Genomic DNA, 16,566 nt, shown 5'->3' on the forward strand with positions numbered 1-16,566 from the left:
TGTGCGCCGTCATTCCGGGGCGGCTCGCAGAGCCGAAATCTCGAGGTTCCGGGTTCGCCCTTCGGGCGCCCCGGAACGACGGCTGAGGTTAGCCCGTATTCCTCAGCCCCGCAGAGATACCGTTGATGGTCAGCTGAATCCCGCGCAGCACCTGTTCGTCCGGGTTCTGCGCGCGGTGTTCCTTCAAGAGCTCGACCTGCACGTGGTTGAGCGGGTCGAGATAGGGGAAGCGGTGACGCACGGAGCGTTCGAGCAGCGGGTTGCCTTGCAGCAGCCGGTCCTGGCCCATGATGTCCAGCAGCGTCTCGATGCAGGAATGCCATTCGCGGCGGATGCGGCCGAAGATTTTTTCGCGCAACGCCTCATCCGGTACGAGCTCGGCATAACGCGAGGCGATCGCGATCGAGCTTTTGGCGAGCACCATGTCCATGTTCGACAAGAGCATGCGGAAGAACGGCCATTCCTTGTAGAGCTCTTTGAGGAACGGCATGCCCTGTTGCGGATGCTCGGCGATCCATTGCTCGACCGCGGTGCCAAAGCCGTACCAGCCCGGCAGCATCAGGCGGCATTGCGCCCAGGAGAACACCCAGGGAATGGCGCGAAGGTCTTCGATCGCGCGGGTCTTCTTGCGCGAGGCCGGGCGGCTGCCGATGTTGAGCGTCGCGATCTCGTTGATGACGGTCGAGGCCCAGAAGTAATCGACGAAACCGTCGGTCTCGTAGACGAGGCCGCGATAAGCCCTAAAGGCGAGACTCGACAATTCGTCCATTGCAGTGAGGTATTCGCGGCGCGGCGCGCTCTGGCGCGGATGCAGCAGGCTCGCCTCCAGCGTCGCGGCGGCGAGGATCTCCAGATTGTTGCGGCCGACTTCGGCGTTGGAATATTTCGACGAGATGATCTCGCCCTGCTCGGTGATGCGGATCTGGCCGTTCACCGCGCCGCCGGGCTGCGCGATGATCGCGTCGTAGCTCGGCCCGCCGCCGCGGCCGACCGAGCCGCCGCGGCCGTGGAACAGGCGCAGGCGCACGTGATGGCGCTCGAACACGTCGACGAGGTTGATCTCGGCCTTGTAGAGCTCCCAGCCCGAGGTGACGAAGCCGCCATCCTTGTTGCTGTCGGAATAGCCGAGCATGACCTCCTGCACGCTGCCGCGGCTGTCGACCAGGCGGCGGTAATCGTGCAGCGACAGCATGCGGTCCATGATGGCGCTGGAGGCCTGCAGATCCTCGATGGTCTCGAACAGCGGCACGATGTTGATCGCGCTGCGCCCGGAGGGATGGACGAGGCCCACCTCCTTGAGCAGCACAGCGACCTCGAGCATGTCCGACATGCCCTTGCACATCGAGATGATGCATTGGGGGATCGCGTCCGAGCCGAACTTCGCATGCGCCTCCGCGGCGGCGTGGAAGACGTTGAGCTCGCCCATGGTCTCGTCGCTGTACTTGACGAACGGGGACACCAGCGCGCGCGTGCTGCGGAGTTCGTTGGTGAGCAGCGAGATGCGCGCGTCCTCGCCGAGCGCGAGATAGGACATGCCGGGGTTGGCGGCGTCCATCAGCTCGGCGATGGTCCGCTCGTGCACCGCCGAGTTCTGGCGGATGTCGAGCCGCGCCAGATGGAATCCGAAGCAGTCCACCGCGCGGCGCAACAGCCGCAGCCGGCCGCGGGCGATGACGCGGGCGTTGTTGGAGATCAGCGAGCGGTGCAGCACGTCGAGATCGGCTTGCAACTCCTTGACGCTCTCGTAAGGCCTGCCCTTGCCGACCGGCCGGCGCGTGATCTCGACCTCGAGCGCTTCAGCCGTCGCCGTCAGGCGCGCATAGATGCCGGAGACCGCGAGGCGATACGGCTCGCCGCTCCGGTGCGGCGACGTATCGGGTGAGCGCTCCGCCAGCGTGCGCAGCTCCTCCGAGACGTCGGCGAGATGGGCCGCGATCGACAGCTCGGAGCCGAGCACGTGCAGCTCGTTCAGGTAGAACTGCATCACCCGGCTCGACTGCAGCCGCAGCGTGCCGCGCATCACGTCGGCGGTGACGAAGGGATTGCCGTCGCGGTCGCCGCCGATCCAGCTGCCCATGCGCAGGAACGAGGCGAGCTCGCCGGCCGCCTGCTCGCCTTCCTCCTCCAGCCGGTCTTCCAGCACGTTGACCAGCCGCGGCACCTCGCGCAGGAACGTGTAGTCGTAGAAGGACAGGCCGTTGGCGACCTCGTCAAGCACGGTGAGCTTGGTCCGGCGCAGCAGATTGGTCTGCCACAGCGTCAGCACTTCGCGGCGGAGCTGCTCGTCGCTGGCGGCGGCTTCGTCCTCGGTCAACGCGACGCGCTCGCGGCGGTCGAGCAGGCTAGCGACCTCCATCTCGCGGTCCATGGTGCTCTTGCGGCGGACCTCGGTCGGGTGCGCGGTCAGCACCGGGCTGACGAGCGCGGTCTTGAAGAAGTTGCGCAAGGCGTCAGGGCCGATGCCCGCGGCCTTGGCATGGGCCAGCGTGTCCGCCAGCACGCCGGAGCCGCCGATCTTGGCCGCGGTGCGGGCGCGCATCTGACGGATGTTGTTCTGGTCCTCGGCGATGTTGGCGAGGTGGGAGAAATAGCTGAAGGCGCGGACGATCCGCACCGTCTCGGAGGTCGACATGCTGTCGAGGATCTGCTCGAGCTCGCGGCGGGCGAGCCGGTCCTCGTCGCGGTGGAACCGGATCGAGGTCTGGCGGATGCGCTCGACCAGGTCGAACAAGTCGGCGCCCTCCTGGTCGCGCACCGTGTCGCCCAGGATGCGTCCGAGCAGGCGAATGTCGTCCCGCAGGCGGGCATCCGCCTCCAGCGCCTGGACGTCCTCCGGGCGATTGGGGCGAGAATCTGCGGCGTCGGATGGTAATGTCTGGAAGGACATGGCTCGCTCCCCTGGTTCGAGCTCGCTTGACTGCCCGGTTCAGCCGAGTGTGCAAGTTTTTTGCCGCAGCGCAAGGTGAAGTTGGGGGCGGCGCACACTTGGGGTGTTACTTGGGACCGGGACTGCCGCTAGGCCGGCACGATCACCTTGCCGATCGGCCAGAGCGCGATGCCGGCGAGCTTCAGATGGGCCCAGGCGAAGGGGATGCCGATGATGGTGATCGCCAGGACCAGAGCGGTCACGAGGTGGCCGAGCGCCAGCCACCAGCCGGCCAGCACGAACCAGATGATATTGCCGATCACGCCGAGCGGGCCGGTGCCGATATCTTCGACACCCGTGACCTCGTAGCGGCTGACCGCTTTCGAGCCGAACGGCAGCAGCGTGTAGACGGCGATGTTGAACGCCGCCCGCGCCCAGGGCAGGCCAATGATGGTGATGGCCATGATGATGGCGGCGACCAGCCAGCCGAACGCCATCCAGGCGCCGCCGATGAGGATCCAGAGCAGGTTGAGCAGGATGGAAACGGGGGCCATGGGACGATCCGTGGTCAATGACGCATCTCTATAGCACGACTTCCGAGGTCATAGTCCATGACGTCGGCTGCGTTCGGCACGCAGCGATGTGCCGACAAATCCAACATCCTCGATTCCCCGCGAAATCTCCTTCGCGCAGAGCCAAAGCGTCACCGCGGCGGCGCCAACGGCGGCCAGCCCCGAAATGAGAACAGGATTGGGGCAGAAGATGACGAGAAGATTGTCGAGCGGAACGGAGCCAGTTGGCCAGCGTGGGCTGCAGGTAGATGCCAAAGCCCCACCGGAAAGCATCACGGCCGCAGCGTTCGCTCCGGCCAGAACCGTCACGACGATCGCGAGGCCTTTCTTCATGGAGAGGATGAGATCAACCATCTTCACGACGGCACAACATGCGGCCACGACGACGAGGGCCGCGCCCCATCCGGCGCCCCCGGCGGCGATCGCCTGAGCCTGGCCGCGCCAGGCCCACAGTGCGGCAACGCAGGCAAGCAGGGTGAGATTGACCTTTACCGCTTCCGGAAACTTGCACCGAAGCACATGGATATTCGCCTTCTCGATGAGGTCCAGCAATGCGCAGGCGATCAAGCCAGCTGCAAAACCACCAAGATGGACACCCCAGTCAATCCGTGAATTGCCGAACGCAAACGCGATGTTCAATCCGATGTTGATCGCGAAGAAATCGAACCCGACATCGAGCTTGCCGAGAATCCACAGGCAAAGCAGCGCGCCCAGAATGCCCGATGTGGCGCCGGACGCGCCGACCGTCAAATAGGGCGTGGAATGAATGCCATTGCCGATGACGGCGCCGAACACCATCGCGCAGAGGTAGATGATGAGGAAATAGGCCGGTCCCACCCGCCGCTCGAGATGCCCGCCCCACAGCACCAGACACAACATGTTCATCGTGAGGTGGACGAAATTGACGTGCAGGAAGCCATAAGCGAGCAGTCGCCAATACTCATGCCGCGCGATTGCGGTCGTGTACATGCCCCCGTAGCGATACAGCAACTCCGCCGGCGCCGACGGACCGCCCGCCTGGATGAAGCAAAACCCCGACGTGAGGACCGTCACCGTCATCAGCGCGTAGACGGCCGCATGAGGGACTTCGAAGAAGCTGGCGCGGAATGAGGGCATAGGTGATCGCAAGCGGCTGGAGCGGGACCGCCAATCTAGCCGAGCCGATCCATAATTGCCACTCTTGCGTGTGCCATCCGACCTGGCCTACCGCCCCTCGAACTTCGGCTCGCGCTTCTCCATGAAGGCCTTCATGCCCTCGGCCATGTCCTGGGTTTTGAACAATGGCAGGAGTTGGAGATAGACGTGGTGGACGTGGTCGGAGAAGTTCTCGTTGAGGCCCATCCGCGTCATGCGCTTGGAGGCTTGCACCGCGAGCGGCGCGTTGGCGGCGATTTCGCGGGCAATCGCAGTGGCGCGGCTCATCAAGTCGGCGTCCGGCACGACCTCGTTGGCAAGGCCCCAGTCCAGGCACTCGCGTGCGCTCAGCGTGCGGCCGGTGAAAATCAGCTCGGAGGCCTTGGCCCAACCGAGCATGCGTGGCAGCAGCCAGGTGCCGCCGGATTCCGGTACCACGCCGCGCTTGACGAAGGCTGCGGCGAGTTTTGCGGATTCCGCCATGATGCGGATGTCGCAGCCGAGCGCGGTGTCCATGCCGTAGCCGGCGGCGCCGCCGTTGACGGCACAGATGGTCGGCTTGTCCATCGCCTGCAAGACCGTCGGCGGTGTGTTGCGCAGGTTGATCGTGGTCGGAGAGGACGCCGCGCTCAGGCCATTGCCGTCGCGCTCCTTGCGCAGGTCGAGACCCGCGCAGAATGCCCGCCCCTTGCCGGTGAGGATCACGACGCGGACGTTCTTGTCCTCATTGGCCTCGGTCAAGAGCCGCGCCAGATCGTTCAGCATCGGCCCGGAGATCGTGTTCATGCGCTCCGGCGCATTCAGCGTGATGGTCGCGATGTGATCGGCGACTGTGTAGAGGACTTCGTTTGCGGCGTCGGTCATGACTAATGTTTCCCCGTCCTGTGTCTCGTAGCGTGGGCAAAGGCGCGTTTGCGCCGTGCCCACCATCAGCAACCTCGTTTGTCATGGTGGGCACGCTCCGCTTTGCCCACCCTACGGGTTCTCGTCGAGTTGTCAGATCTTTCGCCCCGCCTGCTCCCAATAGGGATCGCGCAGGCGGCGCTTGAATATCTTGCCGGAGTCTTCGCGCGGCAGCCCGCTGCGGATCTCGATGTGCTTGGGCACCTTGTAGTCGGCGAGCGAGGTCTTCAGCCGCGCGCGGACATCCGCGGCATCGAGCGTGATGCCGGCTTGCGGCTCGACCACCGCCATCAATGCCTCGCCGAATTCGGCGTCGGGGATACCGAACACCGCGCAATCATGCACGCCGGGCACGGCGTGCAGCACGGACTCGATCTCGGCCGGATAGATGTTGACGCCGCCCGAGATCACCATGTCGCGCTTGCGATCGCAGATGAAGACGTAGCCGTCTTCGTCGATGTAGCCGACGTCGCCGGAGGTGATGAAGCCGTCACGGTCGATCTCGGCGCGCTTCTCCGGCTTGTTGTGATAGGTGAAGTTGGCCATCTCCGCCATGCGGGAATAGATCTCGCCGATCTCACCCACACCCAGCACGCGGCCGTCCTCGCCGAGGAAGCGCAGCTCGGCGCCGGGAGAAATCTTGCCGACGGTGCCGGGCTTCTTGAGCGCGTCCTCGGAGGTCGCAAAGGTGACGGCGCTGGATTCGGTCGAGCCGTAGAATTCGTAGATCACCGGCCCCCACCAGTCGATCATGGCGCGCTTGACGTCGGCCGGGCAAGGCGCTGCCGCGTGGATGATATGGCGCAGCGAGGAGATATCGTACTTCTTGCGCACCTGTTCCGGCAGCTTCATCAGGCGGATGAACATGGTCGGCACCATGAAGACGGTGTCGATCCTGTAGCGTTCGATCAGCTCCAAAAACTCTTCCGCCTCGAAGCGCGGCATCAGCACCAGCGCGCCGCCGAGTTTTCCCGCGCGGATGCCGAACGAGTTCGGCGCGGAATGATAGAGCGGGCCCGGCAGGATCGCGCGGGCGCCGGGCTTCAGACCATAGATCATCGCGCGCATGCGCTCGCCGGCGGCCTGCAGCTCCGGCGTCGGCGCATTGCGCCGCACGCCCTTGGGATGGCCGGTCGTGCCTGACGTATAGATCATGCTCATCGGCTGCGGCACGATTGGACCGTCATAAGGCTGATGCTGCGCGAGCCAGGATTCGAAATCGATCGCGAAGGCCGGCGTTGCCAGATGATCCGGATCGATCTTGTAGTTGGACAGGATCTCGGGCGGCGTCGGCACGCTGAGCACGGCGACGCCCGATGGAATCGCATCGCGCAGCGCGTGCAGCATGTCGGCATGCCCGATCAGCACGGACGTGCCGGTGTCGTTGAGGATGTAGTTGATCTCTTCCGGCTTGAAGTGCCAGTTGATCGGCACGCCATAGGCACCCAGCCGCATCGCGGCGTAGGCGGCCTCCAGGAAGGCGATGTCGTTGCGCATCAGCATGCAGACGCAATCGCCCGGGCGGACGCCGATCTTGCTGAGGCCGTTCGCGATGCGGTCGGCGCGATTGGCGACCTCGGCGTGGGAACGGCGGCGGTCGCCGGAGACGATGCCGAGGAATTGGGACGTTTCGCTCATTGTTGTTTTTCTTTGTTGTGGTTAGTGGCCGTCATTCCGGGGCGATGCGCAGCATCGAACCCGGAATCTCGAGGTTCCGGGTCTGGTCCTTCGGACCATCCCGGAACGACAGAGAACTAATCCGCAAACTTCGGCGCGCGCTTTTCCAGATTGGCACGGACCGCCTCGGTCTGGTTCGCACTACCGATCAGCTTCTGCTGCTCGACGGACTCGGCCAGCAGCGCCGGGCCCGGATCGACCGAGAGATTGTTGAGCAGGCGCTTGGCGGCGCGGATCGCATCGGGGCTCTTGCCGGCGATCTCGCGCGCCACTTCCAGCGCGACCGCCCGCGGATCGTCGCAGATCCGCGTGGCAAGGCCGTAAGCCATCGCCTCCTGCGCGGAGAAGATGCGCCCCGTATAGGTGAGATCGCGCAGGATGTCGTCGCGCACGAGACTGGCCAGGATCGGCGTGCCCGCCATATCAGGCACGAGGCCCCATTTGATCTCCATCACCGACATCCGCGCATCGGGGGAGAGGAAGCGCATGTCGGCACCGAGCGAGAGCTGGAAGCCGCCACCGAAGGCAACGCCATGCACGGCCGCGATTACGGGAACAGCAAGCTGGCGCCATCCCCATACCGCCTGTTGCGGAACGTTCGCCTGGCCATGCGTGCGCTTGGTGAGATCGCGATTTTCGCCACCCGGAATTCCGTTGCCGCCCTTCTCCTTCATGGCGGCAAAACGCCCCATGTCGAGGCCGGCGCAGAAGGCCCGGCCTTCGCCGGACAGCACGACGACGCGGACGCTCTTGTCCTTCGAAAGCCGGTCTGTTGCGGCAACAAGGGCCTCGAACATGGCCTGATCGAGCGCGTTCATCTTGTCCGCGCGCACCAGGCGCACGTCGGCGACGCCTTCCGAGATCGAGATCGAGACGCGCTCTTCCATGGATGAATTCTCCCCTGTTCTTGTTCAGTGCCGCTTTACAGGAAGCCGGCGGCCGGATTTAGTCAAACGATCAATTAACCGACAATCCCTACGGGGGAAACACCCATGTTCAAGGAAAATCTTCTGGCCGGCCGGCGCATCCTCGTGACCGGCGGCGGCACCGGGCTCGGCAAGTCGATGGCGGCGCGCTTCCTCCAGCTTGGAGCCGAAGTGCACATCTGCGGCCGACGCAAGATCGTGTGCGACGAGACCGCGACCGAATTGATGGATCTTTATGGCGGACGCGTCACCAGCCACGGCGTCGACATCCGCAACGCGCTCGCGGTCGAAGAGATGATCGAAAACATCTTTCGCGAAGCGCCCCTCACCGATCTCATCAACAACGCCGCCGGCAATTTCATCTCGCGCACCGAAGAGCTGTCGCCGCGCGGCTTCGACGCCGTCGCCAACATCGTCATGCACGGCACGTTCTACGTGACGCATGCGGTCGGCAAGCGCTGGATCACCTTGAAGCAGCCGGGCAACGTCGTCTCGATCACCACGACCTGGGTGCGCAACGGCTCGCCCTATGTGGTGCCGTCGGCGATGAGCAAGTCGGCGATCCACGCCATGACGATGTCGCTTGCGACCGAATGGGGCCGCTACGGCATCCGCCTCAACACGATCGCGCCCGGCGAAATCCCGACCGAGGGCATGAGCAAGCGCATCAAGCCGGGCGACGAGGCCGGCGCGCGCACCAAGGCGATGAACCCGATGGGCCGCGTCGGTACCATGGAGGAGTTGCAGAACGTCGCCGTGTTCCTGATCTCCGGCGGCTGCGACTGGATCTCCGGCGAGACCATCGCCATGGACGGCGCCCAGGCGCTCGCGATGGGCGGCAATTTCTACCAGCTCCGCGACTGGAGCGACGACGACTGGAAGGCCGCGCGCGAGAGCATCATGGCCCAGAACGAGAAGGACCGGGCGAAGCGGGGGTAGCCGCTCTCTCCGTAGTCGTCCTGGCGAAAGCCAGGACCCACTACCACCGAATGTCGTTTGGCGAAGATTGGTCATGACCGGTCTTCGCCAAATTGCGTTTTACGGCTATGGGTCCTGGCTTTCGCCAGGACGACGGCGGGGCTCCTCCATCTTGTCTTCACCCGCGGATGACGCCACACTCCGCGGTATAAGAACAAGACGTCACGGGAGGAACATGTCCACACAGCCATTGGCGAATCTCGCCGACATGGTGCGCGAGCGCGCGACGAGTCGCGGCAATGCCACCGCCTACGAGTTCGAGGGCCGCGTCACCAGCTTTGCCGCGTTCGACGCCAGGACCAACAAGGTCGCCAACGCGCTGATCGCGATGGGCTTGAAGAAAGGCGAGCGCATCGCCTATCTCGGCAAGAACAGCGACTTCTATTTCGAGCTGCTGATGGGCGCGATGAAGGCCGGCGTGGTGATGGCGCCGGTGAACTGGCGGCTTGCCGGGCCCGAGGTCGCCTTCATCGTTGGCGACTGCAATGCGCCGGTGCTGTTCGTGGGACCGGAGTTCATCACACTGGTCCGTCAGATCAAGGATCAGATTCCGGGCGTGCGCACGATCATCACGACCGAGGGCGGCGCCCCTGAATGGCGGGATTTTATGGCCTGGCGCGATGCGCAGAGCAGCGACGATCCGAAGGTACCGATCGATACGAAAGACATCGCGATCCAGCTCTACACGTCAGGCACCACGGGCAAGCCGAAGGGCGCGATGCTGAGCCACGCGAACTTCCTCAACCTGGTGCAGACAGGCAACGCCGCGGACAAGCCGGAGTGGAACCGGTGGTCGACCGACGACGTGTCGCTGGTCGCGATGCCGATCTTCCACATCGGCGGCTCGGGCTGGGGCGTGATGGGTCTCTATCACGGCGCCCGCGGCGTGATCGCACGCGAGTTCGATCCGACCAAGGTGCTGGATTTCTTCGAGCAGTCGGGCATCACGAAGCTCTTCATGGTGCCGGCAGCGATGCAGTTCGTGGTGCGGCAGCCGCGCGCGAAGACGGTCGATTTCTCCAGGCTGAAATACATGCTGTACGGCGCCTCGCCGATTCCGGCAGCGCTGCTGAAGGAGTGCATCGAGGTCTTCAAATGCGGCTTCGTGCAGATGTACGGCATGACCGAGACGACAGGCACCATCGTCGCGCTGCCGCCGGAGGATCACGTCGAGGGGCTGGAGCGGATGCGCTCGGCCGGCAAGGCGCTCCCCGGTGTCGAGATCGCCATTCTGGATGCGGACGGCAAGCCGCTGCCGCCGCGCCAGGTTGGCGAGATCGCGACGCGCTCGAGCTCCAACATGGCGGGCTACTGGAATTTGCCGGAGGCGACCGCGTCGACGCTGCGCGGCGACGGCTGGCTGCGCACGGGCGATGCCGGCTACATGGACGAGGACGGCTACCTCTATATCCACGACCGCATCAAGGACATGATCATCTCCGGCGGCGAGAACGTCTATCCGGCCGAGGTCGAGAGCGTGCTATGCGATCATCCAGATGTCGCCGAGGCCGCCGTGATCGGCGTGCCCGACGATAAATGGGGCGAAGCGGTGAAGGCAATGGTGGTGATGAAGCCCGGCAAGCAGGCGACCGCGACCGACATCATCAACTTCACCCGCGAGCGCATCGCCGGGTTCAAGACGCCGAAGACCGTGGAGTTTCTGCCGGCGCTGCCGAGGAATCCGAGTGGCAAGATTTTGCGACGGCAATTGAGGGAGCCGTATTGGGCCGGGAAGGATCGGCGGGTGAACTGATCGCGCGATGCCGTAGGGTGGGCAAAGGCGCAACGCGCCGTGCCCACGGTCTCGTTTCGTATTCGAGGGATCGTGGGCACGCTTCGCTTCGCCCACCCTACGACAGCCGTGCAAGCCTCAATGCTTCCCCGGTCCCATATATCCGAACAGGAACCCGGCCACCTTGCGCATCTGGATCTCCTCGCTGCCTTCCGTGATCCGGTAACGGCGATGGTGCCGATAGATATGCTCGAACGGCTTGTGGCGTGAATAGCCCATGCCGCCGTGGACCTGCATGGCGCGGTCGGCGGATTCGCAGCAGAGGCGGTTTGCCCAGTAGTTGCACATCGAGACACGGTCGGAGAGCGTGCGCTCGATCTGCTCCTCGGTGAGCTTATCCATCTCCCAGGCGGTCTTGCGGATCAGAAGGCGCAGCATCTCGGCTTGCGTCGCGAGCTCGACCAGCGGGAACTGGATCGCCTGGTTCTCGGCGAGCGCCTTGCCGAATGGTTTTCGCTCGCGCGCATATTTGACGCTTTCATTGATGCAATAGACGGCGGCGCCCAGCGAGCTCGCCGCCTGACGGATGCGGTTCTGGTGCACGAAGCACTGCGCCAGCGACAGGCCGCGGCCGACCTCGCCGAACAGCGCATCCTCGGGCACGAACACGTCGGTGAAGCTGACGCGGGGATGATCGGTCGGCATGTTGAAGGTCCACATGTACTCCTCGACCTTGACGCCGTGGCTCTTGGCCGGCACCAGGAAGCAGGTGATGCCGCGCGCATCGCCGTCATTGCCCGAGGTGCGTGCGAACAGCGCGCAATGCGTGGCGACGTGCATGCCCGTCGTCCACATCTTCTCGCCGTTGATGATCCAGCCCTTGACGTTGTCGCGGGTCGCCGGCACCGCACGTGTCTCCATGTGCGTGGCATCCGAGCCGTGATGCGGCTCGGTGAGGCCAAAGGTGATGCGGTACTTGCCCTTGATCGAGTCGTCGATCATCGCCTTCTGGTCGTCGCGACCGTAGCGGTCGAGCATGGTGACGACAGGGAAATTGCCGACGATGGAATGCTCGTTCTGAAGGTCGTTGTGCAGGCCAAGGCCCTTGGCGGCAAAATGCTCGCGGATCACCGCCATCCAGAGGTTGGAGCCGTCCTTGCCGCCATACTGCTTCGGCACCGGGAAGCGCAGGTGCCCGGCGGCGTCCGCGAGATCCTTGGCCTTGCGCAGCAGCGCCTCCCATTCGTGCCGCGGCAGGCCGCCGTTCTCGAAATCGGTGCGCGCCCATTCGCGACGATGATCAAAGAAGCGGATGTTGTCGTCGGCCGCTTCCAGCGGCTTGATCTCGCGTTCGATGAAACGGTCGAGCTCTCCGAGATAGGCGACGAGATCTGTTGGCAATGAGAAATCCACGGCTCTCTCCCGGATGATTTTTTCGTTTTGCGTTAAGGCGCTAAGCACGCTTTTGCTTCGCACGATTAAGGTGAGAAGAGCGCGCGCAAGTCAAGCAAGCCGAGGCGTGCCGGCTGCGCAAGGCGCATTGCGCAATTCGATGGTGCCCCGGCGCTTGTGCACGCTAGTATGACGACAATATTCCTTCAGGAGAAAAAGCGGGAGCGAGCGATGGAGCTAAAATTTTCCAAGGTGGAACGCAAGGGACCGATCACGATCGTCACGCTGTCGCGGCCCGAGGTCTACAATGCGCTGCATACCGACGCGCATTTCGAGCTCCAGAAGGTGTTCGACGATTTCTCGGCCGATGCCGAGCAATGGGTCGCGATCGTCACGGGCGCCGGCGACAAGGCGTTCTGCGCCGGCAACGACCTGAAGTGGCAGGCGGCCGGCGGCAAACGCGGCTGGGACAAGGGCGGTTTTGCCGGCCTCACCTCGCGCTTCGACTGCGACAAGCCGATCATTGCCGCCGTCAACGGCGTTGCCATGGGCGGTGGCTTCGAGATCGCGCTGGCCTGCGACCTGATCATCGCCGCGGAGAACGCGACCTTCGCCTTGCCCGAGCCGCGCGTGGGCCTCGCCGCACTCGCCGGCGGCTTGCACCGGCTGCCGCGGCAGATCGGGCTGAAGCGCGCCATGGGCATGATCCTCACCGCGCGCCATGTCAGCGCCAAGGAGGGTCATGAACTCGGCTTCGTCAACGAGGTGGTGCCGCAGGGCGAGGCCCTTGCAGCCGCGCTGCGCTGGGCGGAGATGATCACCAAGAACTCGCCGATGTCGATCCGCGCTTCAAAGCAGGCGATCCAGAAGGGGCTTGGCGTCTCGCTGGAGCAGGCGATCGAGGAGCAGCGGGAATATCCGGCGGTGAAGGCGATGGTGGCCTCGCAGGACTACATCGAGGGCCCGAAGGCGTTCTCGGAGAAGCGGCCGCCGAAATGGGTGGGGAAGTAATCCCTCCTGTCATTCCGGGGCGCGCCGTCAGGCGCGAGCCCGGAATCCATCGGGCCACGGCGACCGCGGATAAATGGATTCCGGGCTCGTCGCTTCGCGACGCCCCGGAATGACGAGGAGAGTGTGGCGCACCACTGCATCAACGCCGTCATTGCGAGCGCAGCGAAGCAATCCACACTACCTCCGCGGGGACACTCTGGATTGCTTCGTCGCAAGGGCTCCTCGCAATGACGGAGAATGTAGCGCCGCCTACCCGCCACGCCCCAGCTCGCGCTTGTACGACGCATAATTCGGCTGATCCACCGCAAGCTTGTCCATCGTGGTCGCCCACAGATGCTCGGCGAGGCCCGGCGTTGCGATATCCACCTCGCCCCTGGCGATACGCTCGGCCAGCACGCGGTTGAGGTCCGTCACCGAGCCGTCAATGCCGAGCAGTGCACGCAGCCGCTCCACCTCTTTCGCATCGCTCCCCTCCTCCTGCGTCAACTGCCGCGTGACGAGGTCGAGGATGTTGATGGCGACGCGCAGCTTGAAGGCCTGGTGGCCGGAGATCAGCGGTGCGATGTCGCTGCGGAGGAAATCGGCGACTGACTTGGTCAGCTCGACCGGTGTCGGTTCGTCCTGCATGAGTCACCTCCCGCGCGGCGCCAAGAGCCGCAACAGATCGATCTCGGTCTCGGAGGCGCGACGCCCGATCATGGCGCGCTCCATGGAATGGTCCGGTCCTTCGCGGAACCGCTGCATCATGCCGCCGCACATGATGCCCCAGCGCAGCGTGCCCATCACTTCCCAGAATCTTACGCGCGCAGGATCGACTTTTCGGCCTGCCGCTTCGTAACCCGCGAACAATTCCTCGCGAGTGCCAAAACCGCCGACGGGCTTGTCGATCTCGCCGAACCGCCAAGAGTTAACGCAGACCCAGCCAAGATCCTCCATGGGATCGCCGAGATGGGCGAGCTCCCAGTCGAGCACGGCGCGGACGCCGTCGGGGCCGATGATGAGATTGCCGTTGCGGAAATCGCCATGCACCAGCGTCTCCTCGGCCGAGGGGCCGGGATCGTGGTCGCGCAGCCAGCGCAGCGCCAGCTCGAACACGGGCTTGGGCCAGTTCAGGCTGCGATAGTCGCGCTCGAACTCGCCGATCTCCTTCGCTGCCGTCATGCGCCGGAGCTCAGGCAGCTTGTCCAGCGGCAGCCTGTGCAGGCCCGCAAGCACGCCCCCGATCTGCCGCGCGAGATGCGGCCGTGCCGACGCGAACTCGTCGTCGCGCAGGATCTTGCGCGCGATGGTCTCGCCCTCGACCCGCTGCATGATGAAGCCGGTGCCGAGATCGTCCTCGGCCGTCAGGACATGCATCACGCGCGGCGACGGCACACCGGCTTCATAGGCGAGCTGCATCAATTGCGCTTCAGCGCCGAGCCCCGCCGCGCGCGTCGGAGCCGCGCCATAACCCTTCGGTGAGCGGCGCAGGATCGCACCGATCGGCCCGTCGGGATGCACGATGTCGAAGCGCCAGGTTTCCTGGCTGGCACCGCCGGACAGCTTGGCCGCGCCGGTGACGCCGGTCGCCCCCTCGCACCAGCGCCGAACGCTGCGGGAGAGTTGCGCTTCGATCATTTGCCCTTGAACTGCGCGGGGCGCTTCTCCAGGAACGCGCCGACGCCTTCACGGAAGTCCTGCGTGTCGCCGGCGCGAAGCTGGCACTGGAACTCGAGATTGAGCTGATCCTCGAAGGAATTTTCCGGGCTGTCCCAATAGAGCTTGCGGATCAGCGACAGCGCGACTGTCGGGCCGCTGGCAAGCTCGCGCGCCAGCTTCATCGCCTCCTCCATCAGCACGCCGTCATCATAGACGCGATTGACGAGGCCCCATTCCAGCGCCTTCTCGGCCGGGAGCCGCTCGCCCATCAGCGACAGCTCGATCGAGCGGGCCCGACCAATGAGCCGCGGCAGCAGCCAGGTCGACCCGCAATCCGGCACGAGGCCGATGCGGCGGAACGCCTGCAGAAAGTAGGACGAGCGCGCGCACAGGATCATGTCGCCGAGCAATGCGAAGCTCATGCCGGCGCCGGCGGCAGGGCCGTTCACCGCGGTGACGATCGGGCAGTGCAGATTGCGGATGCGGCGCAGGAACGGGTGAAAGCCGGTCTCCAGCGTCAGGCCGGCCTTGGTCTTCTTCGACTGGTTGTTGCGGCCCTGAAGATTAGCGCCAGTGCAGAACGCCCGCCCCGCGCCGGTCAACACGACGCAGCGCACCTCGTCTTTCTTCTCTTCGATCGCATCGAGCGCCTCGGCAAGGCCACCCAGCATGTCCACGGAGACCGCGTTCATCACCTCCTGATGGTCGAGCTTGAGGATCGCGACCGAACCATCGAAATCGAGCGTGACGTGTTTGAACTGCATGGTTTCCTCGTCAGTTGCGGCCTGCGACAGTTTCGCAGACCGGAACTACTTTTGCCGGGGCGCATATTTGATTTTTGGCGCGGTCTTGTCCATGGTGATCGGAGCATAACAAGCAATCTTGCGCGCAGCGGCTGGTGCGCGTCATGCCAGAAAGTCTTGCCAAAAACGGGAAACGCGCCATGAACCTTTTCGACCTCTCCGGCCGTGTCGCCGTGATCACCGGCGGCAATGGCGGCATCGGGCTCGGCATCGCGCAGGCACTGGCCGGCCAGGGCTGCAACGTTTCGATCTGGGGCCGCAATCCTGACAAGAACAGAAGCGCTGCCGCGAGCCTGGCGGGACTTGCCGGCAAGGTGGATACCCGCGTCTGCGACGTCACCGATCCGGCATCGGTCAATGCCGCGATGAAGGCCACGCTCGACACCTTCGGCCGGGTCGACGGCTGCTTCGCCAATGCCGGCATCGGCGGCGGCGGCCGGCGCTCCTTCATCGAGCGCACCGAAGAGGAATGGCGCACGATGTTTTCGACCAATCTCGACGGCGTGTTCCACGCGTTCCAGGCGGCCGCCAGACACATGACCGACCGCGCCAATGCCGGCGATCCCTTCGGCCGGCTGGTCGCGACCTCGAGCCTCGCCTCGATCTTCGGCACCGCGCGCAACGAGCACTATGCCGCGACCAAGGCTGCCATCAACGCGCTGGTGCGCGCGCTCGGCGTCGAGCTGGCACGCCACGGCGTCACTGCGAATGCGATCCTGCCCGGCTGGATCAAGAGCGACATGACAGCCGGCCTCATGGCCAACGACAAGTTCGTCGCCAATGTGATGCCGCGCATTCCGCAGCGTCGCTTCGGCGAGGCCAGCGATTTCGGCGGCATCGCGGTGTATCTGATGAGCAGGGCGTCGTCGTATCATACGGCCGATACGTTCGTGATCGATGGCGGCTATACCGCGTTTTGACATCTCGTAGGGTG

14 protein-coding genes are annotated in these 16,566 nt (G+C 64.6%); 4 read left to right on the top strand and 10 right to left on the bottom strand.

Translation table 11 applies throughout. The annotated features are described in order from the left end of the window. Nucleotides 1-88: 88 nt before the first annotated feature. The 6 genes from ppc to ACFLEY_RS31730 all read right to left on the bottom strand — a co-directional run bounded on the left by ppc (nt 89) and on the right by ACFLEY_RS31730 (nt 8,039). Entirely contained in the window at nt 89-2,887 is a 2,799-nt protein-coding gene (gene ppc / locus ACFLEY_RS31705; protein ID WP_060911114.1) for a phosphoenolpyruvate carboxylase, read from the bottom strand. 128 nt (nt 2,888-3,015) lie between these two features. Then, nucleotides 3,016-3,420, bottom strand: coding sequence for a YccF domain-containing protein (locus ACFLEY_RS31710; protein ID WP_060911113.1), 405 nt, complete (start codon nt 3,418-3,420; stop codon nt 3,016-3,018). A gap of 48 nt (nt 3,421-3,468) precedes the next feature. After that, on the bottom strand, nt 3,469-4,554 hold the full coding sequence (locus ACFLEY_RS31715) for a rhomboid family intramembrane serine protease (RefSeq protein ID WP_060911112.1): 1,086 nt from the start codon (nt 4,552-4,554) through the stop codon (nt 3,469-3,471). An 87-nt stretch (nt 4,555-4,641) separates the two neighbouring features. After that, entirely contained in the window at nt 4,642-5,436 is a 795-nt protein-coding gene (locus tag ACFLEY_RS31720) for an enoyl-CoA hydratase/isomerase family protein (RefSeq protein ID WP_211433423.1), read from the bottom strand. 132 nt (nt 5,437-5,568) lie between these two features. Beyond that, nucleotides 5,569-7,113 (bottom strand): acyl-CoA synthetase, encoded by a 1,545-nt coding sequence (locus ACFLEY_RS31725; protein WP_060911110.1) that lies wholly within the window; start codon nt 7,111-7,113, stop codon nt 5,569-5,571. A 116-nt stretch (nt 7,114-7,229) separates the two neighbouring features. Then, on the bottom strand, nt 7,230-8,039 hold the full coding sequence (locus ACFLEY_RS31730) for a crotonase/enoyl-CoA hydratase family protein (RefSeq protein WP_060911109.1): 810 nt from the start codon (nt 8,037-8,039) through the stop codon (nt 7,230-7,232). A gap of 105 nt (nt 8,040-8,144) precedes the next feature. Here ACFLEY_RS31730 and ACFLEY_RS31735 point away from each other — a divergent pair, with 105 nt between their 5' ends. Beyond that, entirely contained in the window at nt 8,145-9,017 is an 873-nt protein-coding gene (locus tag ACFLEY_RS31735) for an SDR family oxidoreductase (protein WP_060911108.1), read from the top strand. Between the two features lie 214 nt (nt 9,018-9,231). After that, nucleotides 9,232-10,809, top strand: coding sequence for a fatty acid--CoA ligase (locus ACFLEY_RS31740; protein WP_060911107.1), 1,578 nt, complete (start codon nt 9,232-9,234; stop codon nt 10,807-10,809). A gap of 117 nt (nt 10,810-10,926) precedes the next feature. Here ACFLEY_RS31740 and ACFLEY_RS31745 read toward each other — a convergent pair whose 3' ends face one another. Then, entirely contained in the window at nt 10,927-12,201 is a 1,275-nt protein-coding gene (locus ACFLEY_RS31745; RefSeq protein ID WP_060911106.1) for an acyl-CoA dehydrogenase family protein, read from the bottom strand. A gap of 210 nt (nt 12,202-12,411) precedes the next feature. Here ACFLEY_RS31745 and ACFLEY_RS31750 point away from each other — a divergent pair, with 210 nt between their 5' ends. Next, nucleotides 12,412-13,191, top strand: a complete 780-nt coding sequence (locus ACFLEY_RS31750; RefSeq protein ID WP_060911105.1) for an enoyl-CoA hydratase-related protein — start codon at nt 12,412-12,414, stop codon at nt 13,189-13,191. Between the two features lie 249 nt (nt 13,192-13,440). Here the strand turns inward: ACFLEY_RS31750 and ACFLEY_RS31755 are convergent, their stop codons facing one another. From ACFLEY_RS31755 to ACFLEY_RS31765, 3 genes are read right to left on the bottom strand one after another with little or no spacing between them, the layout of a single operon-like run. Then, nucleotides 13,441-13,818 carry a DUF6285 domain-containing protein gene (locus ACFLEY_RS31755; RefSeq protein WP_011085729.1) on the bottom strand — a complete coding sequence of 126 codons (378 nt, stop codon included), beginning with the start codon at nt 13,816-13,818 and terminating at the stop codon, nt 13,441-13,443. A 3-nt stretch (nt 13,819-13,821) separates the two neighbouring features. After that, nucleotides 13,822-14,808, bottom strand: a complete 987-nt coding sequence (locus ACFLEY_RS31760; protein WP_060911104.1) for a phosphotransferase family protein — start codon at nt 14,806-14,808, stop codon at nt 13,822-13,824. Continuing rightward, nucleotides 14,805-15,593 (bottom strand): enoyl-CoA hydratase/isomerase, encoded by a 789-nt coding sequence (locus ACFLEY_RS31765; RefSeq protein ID WP_011085727.1) that lies wholly within the window; start codon nt 15,591-15,593, stop codon nt 14,805-14,807. The genes ACFLEY_RS31760 and ACFLEY_RS31765 overlap by 4 nt, the downstream gene beginning before the upstream one ends. A gap of 179 nt (nt 15,594-15,772) precedes the next feature. On the opposite strand from ACFLEY_RS31765, the gene ACFLEY_RS31770 reads away from it, so the two are divergent. Further along, the gene (locus ACFLEY_RS31770) at nt 15,773-16,552 is read left to right on the top strand and encodes an SDR family NAD(P)-dependent oxidoreductase (protein WP_060911103.1); all 780 of its coding nucleotides are present in this window, start codon (nt 15,773-15,775) and stop codon (nt 16,550-16,552) included. Nucleotides 16,553-16,566 lie beyond the last annotated feature (14 nt).

The organism is Bradyrhizobium sp. YCK136, assembly GCF_044570075.1.
Classification (GTDB): Bacteria; Pseudomonadota; Alphaproteobacteria; order Rhizobiales; family Xanthobacteraceae; genus Bradyrhizobium; species Bradyrhizobium diazoefficiens.